Raw genomic sequence first — 19163 nt, 5'->3', positions numbered from 1 at the left:
ACGGGGTTGACCTTGCCCCCGGGGCAGCCCACAGCCTCGTCGCACCGGGCATTCGGCCCGGGACGAGGAGGGACCGTGCAGCTGCTGACGATCGGCGCGTTCGCCCGTGCGGCACGGCTGTCACCCAAGGCACTGCGGCTCTACGACGAGCTGGGGCTGCTGCGCCCGGTCGAGGTCGACCCCGCGTCGGGTTACCGGTACTACTCACCGGACCAGCTCGAACGGGCACGGCTCGTGGCGTGGCTGCGGCGGCTCGGGATGCCCCTGGCCAGGATCGCGCAGGTCATCGCCCTGCCACGGCAGGCGGCGGCCGACGCTGTCGGTTCGTACTGGCAGGAGGTCGAGATCGAGATCTCCGCTCGGCGGGAGCTCGCCACCACCCTCGTCGATCACCTGTCCGGGAAGGACACAGCCATGACCGACGCAACCACCACGATCACCCTGCGCTGGGCCTCGGCCTGCGAGCGCGGCCTGGTACGGCAGGCGAACCAGGATGCGGTCCACGCCGACGACGGCCTGCTCGCCGTCGCCGACGGCTTCGGCCCGGCGGAAGGGCCGTCGGCCAGTGGAGCGGCCATCGGGGCGCTGGCCCGGGCCGGCGTGTCTGCCGGCGAGGTGCTGAACGCCCTCGACGACGCGCTGTCGGAGGCAGCGGCTGCCGTCACCGCGATCGGCCCGCCGTCCGGGACGACCCTCACCGCGCTGGTCCGGTCCGGGTCGCGCCTCGCGTTGGTGCACGTCGGTGACTCCCGCGCCTACCTGCTCCGCGACGGCGTCACGTACCAGATCACCACCGACCACACCCTCGTCCGGTCGATGGTCGACGAGGGGCGGCTGACCATCGCCGAGGCGGCGTCCCACCCGCAGCGGGCGCTGCTCGTCCGCGCGCTGAACTCCGGGGAGCGCCCCGACGTCGAGCTGCGGGAGGCACGGGTGGGCGATCGGTACCTGCTCTGCACCGATGGGGTGCACGCCGTGCTCGACGACAGCGCGCTTCGCGAGTCGATGCGCGAGGACGACCCCGGCGCCGTCGTCACGCGGATCGTCGAGCACGCCCATGCCGTCGGCGCGCCCGACAACCTGGCCTGCGTGGTCGCGGACGGCGTCGCCACGACGTGACGCCGCGGGAAGCCTGGAGCTAGCCGGAACGCCCGGAGCGGCTGGTGACGAGGACCTCGACGCCGTCGAGGATGCGGTTCAGACCGAAGTCGAGGGCCTGGTCCTGTGCGCCGTTCCTGCGTGCGGAGTCGAGGGCCGCCACGAGTGCGGGGAACCGTTCCTCGTGGCCGTGCAGAAGAGCCCCGATCGCCGAGTCCATCGTGTGCTCGGGGCTCTCACTCGCGGTCGCCGCTCCCTGCTGGGCGATGGTGCGGACGTGACCGACGAGCGTGACGGCGACGTCGAGGATCTCGCCGCCGTCGAGCCCGGTGCCGGAGAGGGCGGCGACGGCCTGCTCCAACCAGCTGATCTCATTGGGCCCCATCGGTCGCGCACCGACGGTGGTCTCCAGTGCCCACGGATGACGCCAGAACCGGTCGAACATCTGGGTGGCCCATTCGTGCAGCTGCGGGCGCCATCCCCCGGCGACCGCGTCGAGCCGCACCGGTTCGCCGAGGGCCGTATCGGTCATGAGCGCCACGAGCTCGACCTTGCCGGGCACGTACCTGTAGAGCGACATCTTCGTGAAGCCGAGCGCCTCGGCCACCCGCTGCATGGTCACAGCGGGTATTCCGTCGGCGTCGGCGATCTCGATGCCGGCCCGCGCGATCACCTCCAGGCTCAGGGCGGGGCGAGGACCACGCCGCGGTTGTGGTCGCTGCCCCCAGAGCAGGGCGAGCACTTCTGCGTGGTCGCCTGTCTGGTCTCCGACCGCCATCACCGCTCCTCGTGCTTGCCGACGCCACGAAACCGTGTCTATGGTACACAGTGTCTATCGGACACAGTTTCTTGAGGAGACCGACATGAGCAACCTTCCGCTGCACGGCCTGCGCGTACTCGTCTCCGGAGCGGGGGTTGCCGGGCCCGCGGCCGCACTCTGGCTCTCGCGGTTCGGCGCCACGACCACGGTGGTTGAGGTGGCGCCCGCCCTGCGGACCAGCGGATTCGCCGTCGACTTCCGCGGGCCGACACATCTGGGCGTGCTGTCCAAGATGGGCGTGCTCGACGAACTGCGCGCCCTCCAGACGCACGCAGGCGCGATGAGGGCCGTCGACGAGGAGGGCCGGCAGATCTTCGAGCTACCGGCCGAGTTCGCAGGCGGCGACATCGAGGTGCTCCGGCGCGATCTGTCCCGCGTGTTCCACGATCACAGCGCCGACCGCGCCGAGTACCTGTTCGACGATGCCGTCACCGAGCTCGCCCACACCGCGGAGGGCGTGCACGTCGATTTCGCCCGGGGCGCGTCACGGACCTTCGACGTCGTCATCGGCGCCGACGGGCTCCATTCCGGGGTGCGCCGCCTCGCCTTCGGCGCGGAGGCGGAGTACGTCCGGCATCTCGGCTACTACCTCGCGGGTTGGGATCTCCCGAACGACCTCCGCGTGGGCACCACGCCGGAGCAGTACAACGTGCCCGGGCGGATGGCGAGCGTCGCCGCCGACCAGCGCGAACTCGGACGGGCGGGCGCCTTCGTCGTGTTCGCCTCTCCGCGCCTCGAGTACGACTGGCACGACATCGACCAGCACAAGAAGCTGATCGCCGACGCACTGGCCGGTATGCGCTGGCACGTTCCCCGGCTGCTCGACTCCCTGCGTGAGGCACCGGAGCTGTACTTCGACTCGATCAGCCGGGTCACCGTGCACCACTGGTCGAGCGGGCGGGTCGCCCTGCTCGGCGATGCCGGGTTCGGGCTCACGCTCGGCGGCATGGGCGTGGGCACGAGCGTTGTCGGCGCCTACGTGCTGGCCGGTGAGCTCGCCGCGGCCGGCGGCGACCACCGCACGGCGTTCGCCGCCTACGAACGTCGTCTGCGCAGCTACGCCGGGCGCTGGCAACGAGCCTCCAACCCGGGGCAGTTCCTCGCGCCGTCCACGGCCATGCGCCTGCGGCTGCGCAACGGCATGTTCCGCAGCAGCCTGGTGCGCCGCATGCTCGTCGCCAGCACCACATCGCTGGCGACGAAGTTCGACCTGCCGGACTACGCCGCCCTGGCCACCTGACACGGCCGCTCAACCGGACCGGACGGGCTCCTCGTGCTCGGACTCGGGCTCGATCGGGCGGGGCCGTAGCCTGTGGCGCGGCCGTGTGGGCACCGTCAGGTCCAGCGGTGGCACCGGGTAGTCCGAGGCCAACTCGATCACCGGTTCCTCGACCCGGCGGTCGGGCACCAAGAAGGCCACCACCAACACCACCGCCAACCCGATCCCCACCGCCACCAGCAACGTCGTGACACTGCCCGTGCCACTGGTGCGATAGGTACGGATCGCGAAGATGATCAAAATCCACAACAGGCTGCCCGGGACCAGCACCTTCCAACCCAGGCGCATGAACTGGTCATACCGCAACCGCGGCAACGTCCCCCGCAACCAGATGAACACGAACAAGAAGATGAACGTCTTGATCAAGAACGCCACGAACTGCAACCAGCCGTTGGCATTGAGGAACGACAACGGCCACGGCCACTGCCCACCCCCCAAGAACAACGTCGTCGCCATCGCCGACACCGTCACCATGTTCACGTACTCGGCCAGGAAGAACAGCGCGAACTTCAACGACGAATACTCGGTGTGGAACCCACCCACCAACTCCGACTCCGCCTCCGGCAAGTCGAACGGCGCCCGGTTGGTCTCCCCCACCATCGAGATCACGAACACCACGAAACTCGGCGCCAGCAACAGCAGATACCACCCGCTGCTCTGCGCCGACACGATGTCCGCCGTCGACAACGACCCCGCATACAGGATCACCCCGACGATCGACAACCCCAACGCGATCTCATACGAGATCACCTGCGCCGCGCTGCGCAACGCCGCCAGCAACGGATACGGCGACCCCGACGCCCACCCGCCCAGCACGATCCCGTAGACCCCGATCGACGAGCACGCCAGCACCACCAGCACACCCACCGGCAGATCCACCAACTGCAACACCGTCGGCTCGCCGAAGATCGACACCTCGCCACCGAACGGGATCACCGAGAACGCCACGAACGCCGGAATCGTCGAAATCACCGGCGCAATGAAATACACCCGCTTATCGGCCATCACCGGCATGATGTCTTCCTTGAACGCCAGCTTGAGCCCGTCGGCGAGGCTCTGCAGCCAACCGCCCGGGCCCACCCGGTTCGGGCCCGGACGCTGCTGCATCCGACCCACCACCTTCCGTTCCGTGACGATCATGAACATCGTGAACAGCAGGCCGAGCGCGAACAGCGCCACGACCTTCAGCAGAATCAGCCACAGCGGATCGTCGATGAGTAGTTGCTGGTATCGCGTCAGTTCCACGTTCGCCATTCCCCCCGGCGCCACGTCAGCACTGTGGCACAGTCGTCGATTTACTCGTCACACTCGGGATCGCGTCGCGTCGCCCGGTCGAACATCTGCACGAGCTCCCGCGTGTAGGAATCCACGTCGAGATCGGGATCGGCGGACACCTGGGTGGCCAGGCCGTCGAGTGCGTGCCGGAGCGTGATGGCCATCGTCCGCGCGTCGAATCGGCGGAACTCCCCGGACTCCTGACCAGCGGCGAAGATCTCGGCCACCACCTGGAACTCGGGCTCGTGCGTGTGCAGGCCGAACCGGAGCAGGTCGTCCCCGGTGCGGAACCGGACCCAGATGTCACGCACGGCGATGACGTGCTGGCGGTACTCGGAGTAGAAGCGGGCGCTGGCCTCGATGAACGCGCGCAACTTGCCCGCCTGGGTCGACTCGGCCAGCACGTAGGGCTCGATGAAGCGGCCGGCCACGGTGAACACCTCGGCGACGACCGCCTCCACGAGGTCGTCCTTGCCGGCGAAGTGGTACGAGATCAACCGCGTGCTCGACAGATCGGCCCGGCGTGCGATCTGCGCGAACGATGCCTTCGCGAAGCCGAGTTCGGCGATCGTCGCGATCGCGGCCGACACGATCTGCGCCCGCCGGGCGACGGTGGTGACGGACCGCTCCGGATCGGATCTTACTGACACGAGTAAAAGTTACTACGGTCAGGTAAAGGAGCTCAAGATCGACGTTCAGTACTGGGGCCGCAACGCGTCGCGGAGCGCCGCCCGGGAGCTGATCCCGAGCTTGGGGAAGACCCGGTACAGGTGCGCCCCGACCGTCCGATGCGACAAATAGAGCTGCCGCCCGATCTGCTTGTTCGTCAGGCCGGTGGCGGCGAGCATCGCGATCACCCGTTCCTGCGGGGTGAGGGAGTCGGCACCGCAGTCCTCGGCCGCCGCGACCCCGGCCCCGAGGGCGCGGAGCTCGAGGCCTGCCCGCTTCTTCCACGGTCGGGCGTCGAGGCGTTCGAACGCGTCGAGAGCCGCGGTGAGCTGCACCCGCGCCGACGAGTTGGCCCGGTGCTGGCGCAGTCGTTCGCCGTACGCGAGACGGACCCGCGCCAGGTCGAACGGCCAGCGCTCGACTCCCGGAACGGCGAGGGCCCGCTCGAACAGCCCGACGGTGGCGTCGTCGGGGGCGACCATGGCCGCCGACCCGAGCGCCACGAGGGCCAGCCGCGGGGAGAGCGCGGCGATACCCGCCTCGGCCATCGCGGCGGCATGCGCAACGGCGTCCGAGCGGCGACCCGTACGCAGCGCGGCGTCGACGAGGTCCATCGCCGCCCTGAGCGCCATCGGTTGGCGGGGGGCAAGAACGCCCGGCGGGCTGATGGCCGCGGCCTGCTGGTAGGCCTCCTCGGCGTCGCCCTGCCCGAGAGCGGCGGTGGCGCGAACGTATTGCGCATACGACCGCACGAGCTCCACACCGCGTGGGGTCGCCCAGTGCATCATCCGGTCCGTGAGCTCCAGCGCCCTGTCGACATGGCCTCGCCAAGCCGCCACGACAGCCTCGCCGTACCAGAACGGCCACTCCAGGAGGCGATAGCCGTGGAGAGCGCACAGAACGCGGCCTTCGTCGACCAGCTGCTGCGCCTCGTCCCATCGGCCGGTGAAAACGTCGTCGATGCAGAGGTTGATCAGCGCGCCGATGGCCGAGGCCACCGCCCCGCCACGACGCCCGTCATGGATGACCCGCCAGTGTGCCTCCCGGCACGCCGTCATGCGATCGACGAAGAACGCCGCCCTGCCGATCCAGACGATCAGGGCGGGATCATTCACGTCCGGAAGCCGGCTGATGATCGTCCCGAGCTCGGACATCTGCTCAGCTGTGGCACGTGCGGGGTCGCCCAGGGTCACCACGCAGAGCGAAAGGATCGCCGGGGGGCGCGGCGTCAACCGCGCGACGGCCGCGTCGAAGGGCTCCCACAGCTCCTGACGATTGGCGCCGACGAAACACACCAGGAACAGCGTGTACAGCGCTTCGATGAGAGCCCGGTCGTCGGCCCGGTACTCGCCGTCCTTGGCCTCGATCGCCCCGATGAGCAGGCGGCGGGCCGTGTCGACGTCCCCCTCCTCGTTGAGGAGCAGGTAGGCGGTCGCGACCGCGGCCCCGAGCGACCCGCCGTGGTCGGGGTCCGCCCGGCGGGCATCCATGAGCAGCTGCGGAACGGTGTGCAGCTGACCGGTCACGTCCACCCCGACGTACGCCGCCTCGGCCAGCCTGCGGCTGCGGTCGGCTCCGCGCGGACTGAGCTCGGCTGCCCGGAGCAGAGCACCGGTGGCACCGACCGCGTCACCCCGGGCGAGCATCCGCTGGGCAGCACGCTCGAGCTGGGAGGCCACGGGCTCCTCCGGCGAGGGCGTCGCGTCGGCCAGGTGCCAGGCGCGGCGCTCCGGCTGGTTCGTCAAGGCCTCGGCCAGCGCCCGATGGGCCCACTGTCGCTCGACCTCGCTCGAGAACTCCACCACGGTTGATCGCACCAGCGGGTGACGGAAGCGGAGCCTGCGCGTGCCCTGGTCGACGTTCACCAGCCGCGTTCGTTCAGCCGGCTGCAGATCCGGCAACCCGCTCCCACCGCGGGCGGCGGCTTGCAGCACGCCCAGGTCACCGGTTCCGTCCAGGGCGGCGAGCAGAAGCACACGTCGGGTGGCGGCGGGGAGGTCGGCGACCCGGGACGCGAAGAGCGCGAGAAGCCGCCGGTTCAGCGGCAGAACCGACGGCAACGCCACTCGCGCCGTGCGTTGCGAAGTGCTGATCACCGCCGGGAGCTCCAGGAGGGCCAGCGGGTTGCCCTGGGCCTCGGCCAGCACGCGCCGACGCACTTGTGGGGCGAGCATCGGGAAGTAGGCACCCAGCAGGCCTGCCGCTTCCGCCTCGTCGAGTGGCAGCACCTCGTTCTCCGGCAGCCCACCGTGGTCGAGGAAGCTCTCACCTGCCGTTCTCGACGCGGCGATCAGCCCGATCCGGCTACCGGTGAGGCGACGGGCGACGAAGCCGAGCACCGCAGCGCTCGACCTGTCGAGCCAATGCAGATCATCGACGACGACGAGCAGCGGACGATCGACCGCGGCTCGGTACAACAGCGCCAGCACCGCGGTGAAGACGGTCAGCCGGACGCCCCCTGCCTCGTCACCGATGCCCAGCACGGCCGACAGCGCGCGGCGGTGCGCGGCGCCGAGCTGCCCCACGTCCTCGCCCAAGGGGAGGAGCAGCTGGTTGAGTCCGGCGAACGTGACGTCGGCGCCGAACTCGGCCCCTGCGGCACGAAGCAGCCGCGCGCCGGCGGCCGACGCCTCCTCCGCCGCCGCGTCCAGCAACACCGTCTTCCCGACGCCGGGCTCGCCCGACAGCAGCAGCGCATCGCCGTCGGCGGCTGCACGGGCCACGAAGGACCGGATGCGCTCGAGCTCTCGCTCGCGTCCGACCAGGCCTCCGTATTTGACTGTTTGACGACTATCGGTATCACCCATCCGAGTTGCCCTCGTCTGGTCGTAAGCACGGAAATCGTGCAGTTTACGCGTTATCCGAGGGTGTTCGACCGACGTGAGGAGGGTGTGGACTGCGCCGGTCGGAGTGCCCCGTGGCGGCCGGACGGCCACATCCACGCTGGTCCGGCGCTCGTCCGTCGGCATTGAGCCGGTGATCTCCTGCTGCTACGGTCCTCGCGTGACTGCCGGGTCGGCCATGGGCCACGAGCGAGACGGGTTCCCGGCAGTTCTGTGATCGCCGGGCGGGCCAGGGGCCCGCCACCCACCGCGGAAACGCACGAATTCCGCGGCGGAAGGAGGTGAATCACATGAGCACACCACATCAGATCACGCCGGAGTCGGCGTGGCAGCAGTTCCTGACCCAGCAGTGCGCGCGCACGCCGGTGAACGGAATCGTCACGTCGATCGTGCCGTTCGGCGCCTTCGTCAAGTTGCACGACGGCGTCGACGGCCTGCTGCACCAGTCGGAGTGGTCGGCCGAGCCTGAGCTCGGCGCGACCGTCTCGGTCCGGATCCTGCAGTTGGACCTGGTCAACCGTCGGGTGAGCCTTGCCCTGGCCTGATGCCCGGTGGCCCGGGGGCGCTGAGACCGCCCCCGGGCCACTCGGAAGCCTAGAGCGAGGGCCGAGCGAGCAACGGCCAGAACGCACACCGAGTGCACGCGAGGCTGCTCACCCTTCCCCCATTCACCATGAACATGTCTAAAAGCCCCTGATTCGAAGGCGCCTATTCCGAAAACCGCGTGCGGCGCGCTTCACCTGGTCGATGCAGGCGCCTACCGTCACGCAGGGAGGCACCGAGACGAGGAGGCCCGCTATGGATCCGACGTTCTACCGGTCCGCCGCCGACGCCGCAGCTGCTCCTGGTGAGGAGTTGGCCTACGTGGTGGCATTCGACCGTGCCGGGCAGCGCAGCGACGCGATGACCGTGATCGATGTGAACGCGCAGTCCAACAGCTACGGGCGGGTCGTGGGCTGGACCGACGTGCCCGGACTGGGTGATGAGCTGCACCACTTCGGCTGGAACGCCTGCAGCAGCGCGCTGCGCCACGAGGGCCACGACATGGCCGGGCTGGCCCGGCGCTACCTGCTGGTGCCCGGGCTGCGCTCATCCAACATCTACGTCCTGGACACCGGCCCGGACCCGCGCCAGCCCAAACTGGTCAAGACCATCGACGCCACCGAACTCTCTGAGAAGGCCGGCTACTCCCGCCCGCACACCCTGCACTGCGGACCCGACGGGGTGTTCCTGACCTGCCTGGGCGGCGCCAAGGGCGACGACGACGGGCCCGGGGGCATCGCACTGCTCGACCACGACAGCTTCGATGTCCTGCGCGCCTGGGAGACCGACCGCGGCCCGCAGCACCTCCACTACGACGCCTGGTGGCACCTCAACCAGAACGTGCTGATCTCCAGCGAATGGGGCAGCCCCTCGATGATCGAGAACGGAGTGGTACCCGAACTGCTGCTGGGCCAGAAATACGGCCACCACCTGCACTTCTGGGACCTCGCCAAAGGCCAGCACCAGCAGAGCGTGGACCTCGGAGCCCAGCACCAGATGGTGCTGGAGGTCCGCCCCTCCCACGACCCCGACGCCACCTGGGGCTTCGTCGGCGTGGTGATCTCCACCGAGGACCTGTCCGCCTCGGTCTGGCGCTGGCACCGCGACAACGGGGAATGGCAGGTCGAGAAGGTCATCACCATCCCGGCCGAGCCCGCCGACCCGGACCTGCTGCCCCCGGCGTTGAAACCCTTCGCCGCGGTCCCCCCACTGGTCACCGACATCGACCTCTCAGTCGACGACCGCTTCCTCTACGTCTCCTGCTGGGGCACCGGAGAACTCAAACAGTTCGACGTCACCGACCCCGCCCACCCCCGCCAGACCGGCTCGGTGCGCCTGGGCGGCATCATCGAACGCGCCGCCCACCCCGCCCGACCCGACATGCCACTCTCGGGTGGCCCACAAATGGTCGAGGTCAGCCGCGACGGGCGCCGCGTCTACTTCACCAATTCCCTCTACGGCTCCTGGGACGACCAGTTCTACCCCGACGGCGTCGGCGCCTGGATGACCAAACTCGACGTCGACCCCACCGGCGGACTCACCATCGACCAGGACTTCTTCCCCCACGAGGACGACTTCCGCGGCCTGCGCGTCCACCAGATCCGACTCCAGGGCGGCGACGCCTCCTCCGACTCCTACTGCTACCACTGACCGGGCTGCCGCACCCGGGCGCTGACCGGCGGCGAGCCGGCCGAGCTCGTCGCCGGGGCGCGGTCAGATCCCTTCGCCGCGCGCGTCCACCACGACCTCGTTCCAGGACATCGCGCTCTCGCCCTCCTGGAGACCCTCCATCCTGGCCCGGGTCTCGGCGAACGCCTCGTCCTCGTGCCAGGCCTGCCAGTCGGCACGGCTCTGCCACGTCCCGATGACCACGCGTTTGTTCTGGCCGTCGAGCGGGATGAGCAGTTGCGCTGCGACCCATCCCGGCCGGCCACGGGCGGCCGCCAGTCGCTCCCGCATCGCTGCGTCCCACTCCGGCTCGGATCCGGTCTTGAGAGTCACCCCGGTGACGACGGTCATCATGTGGACCTTCTCCTTCCTGCGGGCTCCGTGCCAGGGGTTCCCGCAGCGGCCGATCGCCACTCCCGCGCGGGATCGACGAGGAAATGGGTCGCCTGCGTGCGAAGAGACCAGCAGGATGGCCGACCGTGCACCGCGACCAGATCGACTCCGCCCTCGCCGCGCGACTGGTCGCCACGCAGTTTCCGGAGTGGGCGGGCCTCCCCGTCGTTCCGGTCGAGGTGGACGGCTGGGACAACCGCACATTCCGGCTGGGCGACACCATGACGGTGCGGCTCCCGACCGCCGAGGGTTACGTGCGCAGCGTCGCGAAGGAGAACACCTGGCTGCCGCGGCTCGCACCGCACCTGCCGCTCCCGATCCCCGTTCCGCTCGCCGTCGGTGCACCGAGCAGCGAGTACCCGTGGCCGTGGTCGGTCCGCCGGTGGATCGACGGACGCATCACCACTCGCGACCGGATCGCCGACCTCGACGCCTTCGCGAAGGACCTCGCCGGCTTTCTCGTGGCATTGCAGCAGATCAGCGTGGCCGGCGGGCCGCTGGCCGGCGCGCACTGCTTCTACCGCGGCGCCCCACTCGAGGTCTACGACGCGGAAACGCGCGACGCCATCGCGGCGCTCGGTCCGCGCATCGACGCCGCCACTGCCACCGCCGCCTGGGAGGACGCGCTCGCGGCCACCTGGTCAGGTCCATCCGTGTGGTTCCACGGCGACGTGGCAGCCAACAACCTCCTCGTCGACGGCGCCGGGAGGCTTGCCGCGGTCATCGACTTCGGCACCTGCGGCGTGGGCGACCCCGCCTGCGACCTCGTCGTCGCATGGACGCTCCTCGACGGGGAGAGCCGCGAGGCGTTCCGGGCCGCGATGCCCGCCGACGACGCGATGTGGGCGCGCGGGCGCGGCTGGGCGTTGTGGAAGGCCCTCATCACGATCGACTCGCCCGACGCCACCCCGGCCGCCGCCTCGGAAGCAGGCCGGGTGGCCGCCGACGTGCTCGAGGAGTTCTCGCGATCCTGAGCCTCGACGAGGTGGGATCTGCCGGCCCCACGTGGGCCGTGCCCCCGACGACGGCTGCGGGATTGACCGACCAGTCGCACAGCGACAATTCGGCAGGACACCCTGCCGCTGACTGGCTGACCGCGCGTTCGGGGACAAGGATGGCCAAGTGGCCAGTCGCATCCTCTTGGTAGAGGACGACTCGACGATCGGCGAAGTTCTGGCGTCGAGCCTGCGCAGCCACGCCCATGAGGTGATATGGGAGCAGACGGGCGCGGGCGGCCTCGCACGGGCCGCCGCCACCGTCGTCGACCTCGTCCTGCTGGACCTCGGCCTCCCCGATCTCGACGGTGTCGAGGTCTGCAGACAGCTCCGGCGCGCTCAACCCGGCTGCGTTCTCGTCATCCTGACAGCACGGGCGGCCGAGATGGACGTCGTGGTGGGGCTGGAGGCGGGCGCGGACGACTACCTGGTCAAACCGATCCGGCTGGCCGAGCTCCATGCCCGTATCCGTGCTCACCTCCGCCGCAACGAGGCGACCGGGGCCGCACCGCCGGTCCGGTCGATCGGCGACCTGGTCGTCGACGTGTCCCGGCGTCGTGTCACCGTCTCCGGGCAGGAACTGCGCCTCCGCCCCAAGGAGTTCGACCTGCTGGCCTGCCTCGCCGCCCGACCGGACGTGGCGCTCACCCGCGAGACGCTCATGTCCGAGGTGTGGGACGAGAACTGGTTCGGCTCGACGAAGACTCTCGATGTCCACGTTGCGGCACTTCGCCGCAAGATGACGGAGATGGCAGCGCTGGCCGGAGCCCAGGTCCCGGAGATCGTCACGCTCCGGGGGCACGGCTATCGGTTGGCACTCGACCCACCGACCAGCGACGGCGTGGCTCGCTAGTCGCGGTCGCTCGTGGCGAGTCGCCCGGCGCCGGCTCCACCACCGGGTCCTCGGCGACGGCCGACGGCAGCAGAAGCGTGAACACCGGGGGTGTCCGCTGGGTCAGTTCGAGCCGTCCGTCGTCGGCCTCCGCGAGGCGACGTGCCAACGGCAGGCCGATACCGTGCCCGTTCCGCTCGTCGGCCCGTTGGGTGAAGAGCACGTTCTCCGGATCGGACACGCCTGCGCCCTCGTCGCAGACGTCGATCGCCACGGCGTCCGAGGACTCGCGGACCGCCACCGTGACGGTTCCCGAGCCGTGGACCGTCGCGTTGTCGATGAGCACCCCGAGGATCTGACGAACGGCGGCTGTGGACGCGGACGGGTTCTGGGCCCCCGAATCGATCTTCAGCTCGAGGTTGCGCCCCTGGAGCGCCAGGCGCGCACACCATTCCGGCGACATCTCGGCCAGCAATGCGCTGAGATCGATCGGGACAGTCTGTGCGGCACGCTTGTTGCGGGCCAGGGCGAGAAGCTCGTCGATGGTCGTTTCCAGCCGATCCGCGTCGACGAGGCTCGCCGCGATGGCCGCCCTGAGCTCGTCGTCCGGTCGTTCGAGGACCGCCTCGAGCCGAAGCCGGAGGCCCGCGAGCGGCGTCCGCAGCTGATGGGAGGCGTCTGCGGAGAACGCCTGCTCCCTGGCGAGGAGGTCGTCGAGGCGCCCGGCGGTGCCGTTGAGTGCGCTCCCCACCGAATCGATCTCCGGGATCCCGCCTCGCCGGGTGCGCACGCTGAAGTCGCCCTCGCCCAGCCGACGGGCGGCAACGGCCAGGTCCTCGAGCGGGAGGGCCAGCCGCCGGGCCTGCCGACGCCCGACGAGCCAGGCGGCGGCGACCGCCAATGCGGCGAGCGCGGCCATACCGGCCCAGACCAGCACCACCCTCTGCATGACCGCGCTTTCGGGCGCGGACGCCCGCACCGCCCCGATCACGTCGTCGTCGTGTGTGACCGGCACCGCGACGACCAGGTCGCCGGCGACCTTTCCGCTGCCGATACCGCCACCGAGAGCCTCGCCGACCTCGGATTCGCCTCTCGGCCCCATTCCTCCCAGCTGGTTACCGTGCTGGTCGTACACCGCCACCTTGATCAGTCCAGGCCCGCTGATCTCATCGATTCGCTCGCCGTCATAGACGTCCGAGGCCACCGTGAACGAGACGGCGTTGGCGACCCGCTCGAGCTCGCCGCGCTCGGCCTGCAACGCGTACTGGTGCACCGCCAGGGCCAATGGCACGCCGAAGAGGACGATGGCCAGAACCGAGGCCCACACCGCCAAACCGATGATTCGAGTGCGCACGAGCGTCGTCTCCGTTCCGCCGGCGCTGCTGTCACCGCGCTCGGTGGGCACTCCAGCATGCCTCGCCCGACGGCACGTGTCACTCCAGCGCCCTTCACGGAAACGGGTTCGGAACCGCTTCGGAGGGCGTGACGAGATCAGATTTCCCAGGGTTCAGTTGACGCTGGGGGCAGCTCCGTTCGGCGTGCCGGTGCCGGGCGTACCGAGGTCGCCACATGCTTTCCACGGCGGCAGGTCGAGTAACGCTGCACCGTCACGTACGGGTTGCCTCGGACAGGATCCCCGGGCGTTCTGGCGCCGAGGCTCCTCGCGCACCTTTCTGGCCCGGGACAGCACGTCGAAGGCGGCGAACAACTGCACGTGCTCGCCGTCCTTGTCCAGCCGCGTGAGCCCACGACCTCGTGGAGTGACTCGCAGAAGCGGCTCGGGGATGCTCATCGCCGAGCCCCTGAGGACGGTCTCGGCGCGATCCAGCAGTGCCGAGAACGTACGTTGCGACCGTCCGTCCGGCCGACCGTCCGCCGTGCTCTTGTGGGCCGACACCTGCAGGCTCTGCAGGACGACGATCTCCGGGCCCCTCTGCACGGCGACCGTGTCAGATCCCCACGGTTCGCCCGTCCAGTCCAACGTGAGGTAGTAGCCGTCGTCAGGAACCTTCATCTCAGGTCCGACGATCAGGATGCGTGATGCGTGAAGGCCGAGCATTCCCAAGACGGGGTCATTGGCTAGCAGCTCGCGGGTGGCGGCACGGGCCGCCATCACGTCCGCCTCGCTCGGACTCGCTGTTCGAAGGATGCCCGAGCCGGTCCCGGTCTCGTGCGTCACCATCGGCCATCACCTCGATCTGGCGTTGGGCCTGGAGATCAGCGGATTCCTAGACTCTAAGGAGTACCGCGTAAGCACCGGGCCACTGCTGGGTAAACGGATGGCAAGAGGTAGCTCCCACTGCGAGTCCATACGCTACCTGGCTTCATCAACTCTGTGACCCAGGTAGCCAAGAGATTTGAGTCGACCTGCAACGCGGCCGGCGGAACCGGCTCCGGTCTCAACACCGAGGCCGGAGAGCTTCGTGGTATGGAGCCGCACTTCTCATGCCTGTTCCATCCGATTCATCACGGACGCGATGCAGGAAGAGTTACCCGCACCGGGCAGCCCTTCACGAGGCCCGACCAGCTCCATGTGGCTTCTCGTGCCGCCGCGCACTGTGACGTCTCGCGCCCGGTCGCACACTGTCCGCGCACGGGGTCTCCACGTACCTCGGCGTGATCTCCACAGGTGCCCGTCACCCCACTCCGAACATGGCCGTCGGCCCGGTACAAGATCGGTGCGATCCCCGGCCATCTCGCCGGCGACCAGCGAGTAAGCATCGTCACACCAATGCTCCTCGCCGCGGCGGGTGCTTCGTTCGGACTCGCCCGGTATGCGCAGCCCCTCCACGCAGCACTTCTCCGGTCCTGGGGGGTTCGTCCGAAACGTCCCATGGGGCACCGCCAGCGCACATCCGGGGTTCCGGCCAGCCGGTAGTGAGGATGGCCGGAAGCCATGACGACATCCGCCCGCTCGAACGTCAGCCTTATCGCAACGGCTCGCGCCACGTAGGGACGAACCGTGGCGCGGGCCGACGCCACACGCATCCTCGATTTCTCGGCCGCCGTCATGTCCCGGTGTCAGATTCGCCCCGGCAACAACAGAGATACCGGCTTGGACACCCGACCCGGCCCAGGCAATGCACGGGCGGGAAACGGCCACGGATCCGGAGGCGAATTGAGCACCGACATCGAAGGGTGCGGGACGGCCGCTGAGTCGACCGGGTACGGGTACCCGCGCGACCACACCGCCATTGCGCTGTTGCCGGTTGCTGCGCCGTCCATTCTCGGACTGTTCGGCTTCGCCGCGGCGACCTTCATGGTCGCCGCCAACCTGGCCGGCTGGTACGGCACGACCGAGGCCCCGCAGATCCTCTTCCCCTTCGCCCTCGCCGCCGGTGGGATCGCGGAACTCCTCGCCGCCATGTGGGCCTACGTGTCCCGCGACGGGCTGGCCACCGCGATGCACGGCATCTGGGGCTCGTTCTGGATCGGCTACGGCCTCTACAACCTGCTCATCGCGCTGGCCGTGCTGCCCCCCGCCACCACCGACACCGCCGCCGCTGTCGCCTTCGGTTTCTGGTTGGTCGTGCTGTCCGCGATCACACTGGTCGGTGCGATCGCCGCCACGGCCGAGAACATCGCGCTCACCACTGTCCTGGCGACGCTGGCGGCGAGCTCCGTACTACTGGCGATCGCGCTGCTGGGCGGCGTGACCGCGATCCAGACCATCGGTGCCTACGTCTTGCTCGCCGCCGCCGTGCTGGCCTGGTATCTCGCCGCCGCGATGATGCTCGAGGCCACCGCCGAGCGAGCGGTCCTGCCGATCGGCAAGCGTCGCACCGTGCGGCTTCCCGCCACCTGCCCGCGGCCCAGCCCGGCGTGAAGACAGGCCGATGACAGCCCGAGCCGTCACTGCGAATGCACCCTGTCGCGCGGTGGCGGCTCCTTCAGGGTCGAGGAAAGGACGCTGATCCGATGGAGCTCGAGGGTCACGCCGCCCTGGTCGCCGGTGGCTCGGCCGGGATCGGCGCCCACGTGGCGCGCCTGTTGGTTCGTGAAGGCGCGCAAGTCATCATCTCCGGCCGTGATACGGAACGGGGAAAGGAAGCCGCCGCCGAGATCGCGGGCGAAAGCGGAGACGTCCGATTCATCGCGGCCGACCTCAGGGATCTCGACTCGATCCAGAACCTCGCGGATCAGTCCGGAGAAGTCGACATCCTGGTCAACAACGCGGCAGGCGCCCCGACCGGGCTGACGGCGGACCAGGACGTCGCCTCGTTCCAGGACATGTTCGACACCAATGTGCGCGCCACCTATTTCCTGACGGAACTACTCGCTCCCGCCATGCTGGCCAAGGGCCGGGGCAGCATCGTGAACGTCGCCGCGATGGGTGCCTCGATGGGGGTCGCCGGCGCCTCCGGCTACAGCGCCACCAGGGCTGCCCTCGCCTCGCTGACCAGGACCTGGGCGGCGGAGTTCGGCCCACAAGGGGTCCGGGTCAACAGCGTCGCGCCCGGACCGGTCCGCTCCGAGAGCGCCGGTGTCGAGTGGGGCGAGACTCTCGCGAGAAACCTGACTGGCCGAGAGCCCACGGCGCGAGCACGCGAGATCGCCGAGGCGATCCTGTTCCTCGCCTCGCCCCGGGCGCGCTACGTCACGGGTTCGACCCTGGCAGTCGACTGCGGTGCCGCCGCCACCTGACCGCGTCTCGTCCCGTGCCGGTGTCAGCGGGTCGGCCAGGCCGCGGAGAACTCCTCCGCTCGGCTGCCTGTCCTCATCTCGATCCCGGTGACCTTCCCGCTGTTGATGATCGCGACGCGGGTGGTCCTCGGCTTCTGCGCGACCGCCGCGGCATGGGCCAGCGCCGCGTCGCGGGCGGCCTCGGCGCGATCGGCGCGTGCAGTCTGGGCCGCGTGTGCCCGCTCGAGCGCCCGCAGTTGTCGCCGCGTCTGCGCGAGCACACCTTTGACCTGGGCGATCTGCTGCACGAGCCGCTCGTGAGAAGCCGAGTCGGCTGAGTTCGCCGGGGCCGACGGGGGCGCGGTTGCGGTCTGCGGTGCCGGCGCGGGTTTCGTGGGACCGGCGGCTGTCGACGGTCGTGCGGCCCGTGGCGGTTCGGTCTCGGCGTCGGAGGCCGGCGCCCGGCGAATGGTCCCCGCCAGGGAAGCCCAGGTGCGAGGCCGGAGGACGAGCCAACCGGCGAGGGCGAGGAAAGCGACGTCGCGGAGCAGATCCTGGCCGTAGCGCGTGTCGCCGGCGGCAACCTCTCCACCGCCACCGAAACACCCGCATTCGATGGTCAAGCCGCGCATCCACGCTTGGCCGACCGCGGCGATGAAGACGAGCAGAAGCGCGGCGCTCAGAGCGGCGGTGAACCGGACGCCGATCCCGGCGAGGAGCAGCATGCCCAAGCAGAGTTCGACGAGCGGCAGCGCGTCGGCGACCGGTCCGATCATCGCCGTGGGCAGGACGTCGTAGGCCTTGACGGCCAGATAGGTCTGCCCCGGATCGAGCAGCTTGATCACTCCGGAGACGACCCAGACCATGGCGAGTCCGAGCCGCGCGAGGGTGCCGATCACGTCCAGCAGCCGCGTCCGTCGATGCCGGGTGATGCCGGCCTCACGCGCGGGACGGCTCGGTTCGGTCGCCCGGGCGCTCTCCCGGTCGGACCGGCCGGCCTGCTCGGCCTGGCGCCGGATCGGCTGGGTCGGCCCCTCGAACTCGACGGTGGGCGTCTCGTCGGCGACGATCGGCTTGGGTAGCCGGAGTCTCATGGTGTGCTCCTAGACGCAGACGAGGGGCCGCTGTGTTCAGCGCGGCGGCGGCCGATGGTGAGCGGGGGTTGTTGCAGCCTCGGCCTCGTCGAGCAGCGGGCCCAGCCAGTCGATCAGCCGGCCCTGGTTCTCGTAGGTCACAAGCTGTCCGTCGTGGACGATCGTGGGCGTCCTGAAGTTGCCCTGGTAGTGCTCCTTGCCCACGGTTGCCAGCGCATGCTGGTAGTCACGTTGGATGGCGGGCACATAGCGCTGGCGCTCCACCGCGTCCACGAACTTCGGACCCAGCCCGAGCGCCTGACCCAGCGCCAGCAGTTGCGCATCGGTGTAGCCGGCCGAGCCCTCCGCCGGCTGCGCCTCGTACAGGCTGGAGTAGAAGGGCACGAACTTTCCGCCCTCGGCGGCGGCGATCGCGGCGTTGGCGGCCCGACCGGAGTAGCCCACCGGGTTGGAGAAGCGGTCCAGGAAGGGCAACAGGTGGAAGCGGACCCGCAGTTCGCCGCGTTCCACGGCGGCCCGAATCTGCTCGTCGTAAGCGTCGTACAACAGCGCACACGCCGGGCACAGAAAGTCCTCGTACAGATCAATTGTCGCGGTGGCGGTGGACAGGCCGACGGTCACCACACCCGTCAGTGGGTCCATCGCCTCCGGATACCGGGCGGTCACCGTGCTGACCGGGATCGGTGCCGCGGCCGCCTGCATCGCCTTGCGCTCCGACTGGACGATCAGGCCGACGGCCGTCACCGCGACGACGATCGCCAACCCGACGACGGCCCGCGTCCGGCGACCGCCGCGAGGCGGCCCACCACCTGCGATGGTCGCCCGATTCTCGCCGACCGGCGCGGCGCTCGAGTCATGCTGATGTCGAATTCGGGTCAGCACACGCCGCAGTCCTTCCTCGTCGGCCGCGCACAGAGCACCTGCGGTCGCGAACCAACGGATCAGCAGGTCGGTGTCGAGCTCCGGAGCGCTCAGGCCGGAATCCGTGAAGCGCCCACCACTGTGGAGCCGCACAGTGGCGATCGGCTTAA

The 19163-nt window shown here is 69.7% G+C and carries 17 protein-coding genes; 8 read left to right on the top strand and 9 right to left on the bottom strand.

Features of this window, described 5'->3' with window-relative positions; all coding sequences use genetic code 11:
* The first annotated feature begins 75 nt into the window (after nt 1-75).
* Nucleotides 76-1119: a MerR family transcriptional regulator gene (locus ACQPZQ_RS01015; RefSeq protein ID WP_433291038.1), complete on the top strand. Its 1044-nt coding sequence runs from the start codon at nt 76-78 to the stop codon at nt 1117-1119.
* Nucleotides 1120-1138: 19 nt separating this feature from the next.
* Here the strand turns inward: ACQPZQ_RS01015 and ACQPZQ_RS01010 are convergent, their stop codons facing one another.
* Nucleotides 1139-1876, bottom strand: a complete 738-nt coding sequence (locus ACQPZQ_RS01010; RefSeq protein WP_433291036.1) for a TetR/AcrR family transcriptional regulator — start codon at nt 1874-1876, stop codon at nt 1139-1141.
* 85 nt (nt 1877-1961) lie between these two features.
* Between ACQPZQ_RS01010 and ACQPZQ_RS01005 the strand changes: the two genes are divergently transcribed.
* Nucleotides 1962-3158, top strand: a complete 1197-nt coding sequence (locus ACQPZQ_RS01005) for an FAD-dependent monooxygenase (RefSeq protein WP_433291034.1) — start codon at nt 1962-1964, stop codon at nt 3156-3158.
* A gap of 9 nt (nt 3159-3167) precedes the next feature.
* Here the strand turns inward: ACQPZQ_RS01005 and nuoH are convergent, their stop codons facing one another.
* The 3 genes from nuoH to ACQPZQ_RS00990 are packed head-to-tail and all read right to left on the bottom strand — an operon-like array spanning nt 3168 to nt 7948.
* The gene (gene nuoH, locus ACQPZQ_RS01000; protein ID WP_433299708.1) at nt 3168-4436 is read right to left on the bottom strand and encodes an NADH-quinone oxidoreductase subunit NuoH; all 1269 of its coding nucleotides are present in this window, start codon (nt 4434-4436) and stop codon (nt 3168-3170) included.
* Between the two features lie 56 nt (nt 4437-4492).
* A complete protein-coding gene (locus ACQPZQ_RS00995) occupies nt 4493-5122 on the bottom strand; it encodes a TetR/AcrR family transcriptional regulator (RefSeq protein WP_433291032.1) in 630 nt (209 codons plus the stop codon).
* Between the two features lie 45 nt (nt 5123-5167).
* Entirely contained in the window at nt 5168-7948 is a 2781-nt protein-coding gene (locus tag ACQPZQ_RS00990; RefSeq protein WP_433291030.1) for an ATP-binding protein, read from the bottom strand.
* Between the two features lie 326 nt (nt 7949-8274).
* On the opposite strand from ACQPZQ_RS00990, the gene ACQPZQ_RS00985 reads away from it, so the two are divergent.
* Both ACQPZQ_RS00985 and ACQPZQ_RS00980 read left to right on the top strand, forming a co-directional pair.
* Nucleotides 8275-8529 carry a S1 RNA-binding domain-containing protein gene (locus ACQPZQ_RS00985; RefSeq protein ID WP_433291028.1) on the top strand — a complete coding sequence of 85 codons (255 nt, stop codon included), beginning with the start codon at nt 8275-8277 and terminating at the stop codon, nt 8527-8529.
* A gap of 253 nt (nt 8530-8782) precedes the next feature.
* The gene (locus ACQPZQ_RS00980) at nt 8783-10177 is read left to right on the top strand and encodes a selenium-binding protein SBP56-related protein (RefSeq protein ID WP_433291026.1); all 1395 of its coding nucleotides are present in this window, start codon (nt 8783-8785) and stop codon (nt 10175-10177) included.
* 63 nt (nt 10178-10240) lie between these two features.
* On the opposite strand, the gene ACQPZQ_RS00975 is transcribed toward ACQPZQ_RS00980, so the two are convergent.
* On the bottom strand, nt 10241-10549 hold the full coding sequence (locus tag ACQPZQ_RS00975; protein WP_433291024.1) for an antibiotic biosynthesis monooxygenase family protein: 309 nt from the start codon (nt 10547-10549) through the stop codon (nt 10241-10243).
* A 125-nt stretch (nt 10550-10674) separates the two neighbouring features.
* Here ACQPZQ_RS00975 and ACQPZQ_RS00970 point away from each other — a divergent pair, with 125 nt between their 5' ends.
* The gene (locus ACQPZQ_RS00970) at nt 10675-11562 is read left to right on the top strand and encodes an aminoglycoside phosphotransferase family protein (protein ID WP_433291022.1); all 888 of its coding nucleotides are present in this window, start codon (nt 10675-10677) and stop codon (nt 11560-11562) included.
* 148 nt (nt 11563-11710) lie between these two features.
* Nucleotides 11711-12436 (top strand): response regulator transcription factor, encoded by a 726-nt coding sequence (locus ACQPZQ_RS00965; protein WP_433291020.1) that lies wholly within the window; start codon nt 11711-11713, stop codon nt 12434-12436.
* Here the strand turns inward: ACQPZQ_RS00965 and ACQPZQ_RS00960 are convergent.
* Nucleotides 12369-13769, bottom strand: coding sequence for a sensor histidine kinase (locus tag ACQPZQ_RS00960; RefSeq protein ID WP_433291018.1), 1401 nt, complete (start codon nt 13767-13769; stop codon nt 12369-12371). The genes ACQPZQ_RS00965 and ACQPZQ_RS00960 overlap by 68 nt on opposite strands.
* 153 nt (nt 13770-13922) lie before the next feature.
* Nucleotides 13923-14597, bottom strand: coding sequence for a hypothetical protein (locus tag ACQPZQ_RS00955; RefSeq protein WP_433291016.1), 675 nt, complete (start codon nt 14595-14597; stop codon nt 13923-13925).
* 936 nt (nt 14598-15533) lie between these two features.
* On the opposite strand from ACQPZQ_RS00955, the gene ACQPZQ_RS00950 reads away from it, so the two are divergent.
* Together ACQPZQ_RS00950 and ACQPZQ_RS00945 are read left to right on the top strand one after the other, a co-directional pair.
* Nucleotides 15534-16241, top strand: a complete 708-nt coding sequence (locus ACQPZQ_RS00950; RefSeq protein WP_433291014.1) for an acetate uptake transporter family protein — start codon at nt 15534-15536, stop codon at nt 16239-16241.
* A 92-nt stretch (nt 16242-16333) separates the two neighbouring features.
* Entirely contained in the window at nt 16334-17059 is a 726-nt protein-coding gene (locus ACQPZQ_RS00945; protein ID WP_433291012.1) for an SDR family NAD(P)-dependent oxidoreductase, read from the top strand.
* Nucleotides 17060-17082: 23 nt separating this feature from the next.
* Here ACQPZQ_RS00945 and ACQPZQ_RS00940 read toward each other — a convergent pair whose 3' ends face one another.
* Both ACQPZQ_RS00940 and ACQPZQ_RS00935 read right to left on the bottom strand, forming a co-directional pair.
* Nucleotides 17083-18132 carry a MauE/DoxX family redox-associated membrane protein gene (locus tag ACQPZQ_RS00940; RefSeq protein WP_433291010.1) on the bottom strand — a complete coding sequence of 350 codons (1050 nt, stop codon included), beginning with the start codon at nt 18130-18132 and terminating at the stop codon, nt 17083-17085.
* 36 nt (nt 18133-18168) lie between these two features.
* On the bottom strand, nt 18169-18894 hold the full coding sequence (locus ACQPZQ_RS00935) for a DsbA family protein (RefSeq protein WP_433291008.1): 726 nt from the start codon (nt 18892-18894) through the stop codon (nt 18169-18171).
* Nucleotides 18895-19163 lie beyond the last annotated feature (269 nt).

Source organism: Pseudonocardia sp. CA-142604 (assembly GCF_050948475.1).
GTDB classification, from domain to species: Bacteria; Actinomycetota; Actinomycetes; order Mycobacteriales; family Pseudonocardiaceae; genus Pseudonocardia; species Pseudonocardia alaniniphila.
This window is presented reverse-complemented; position numbering and strand designations above follow the sequence as displayed.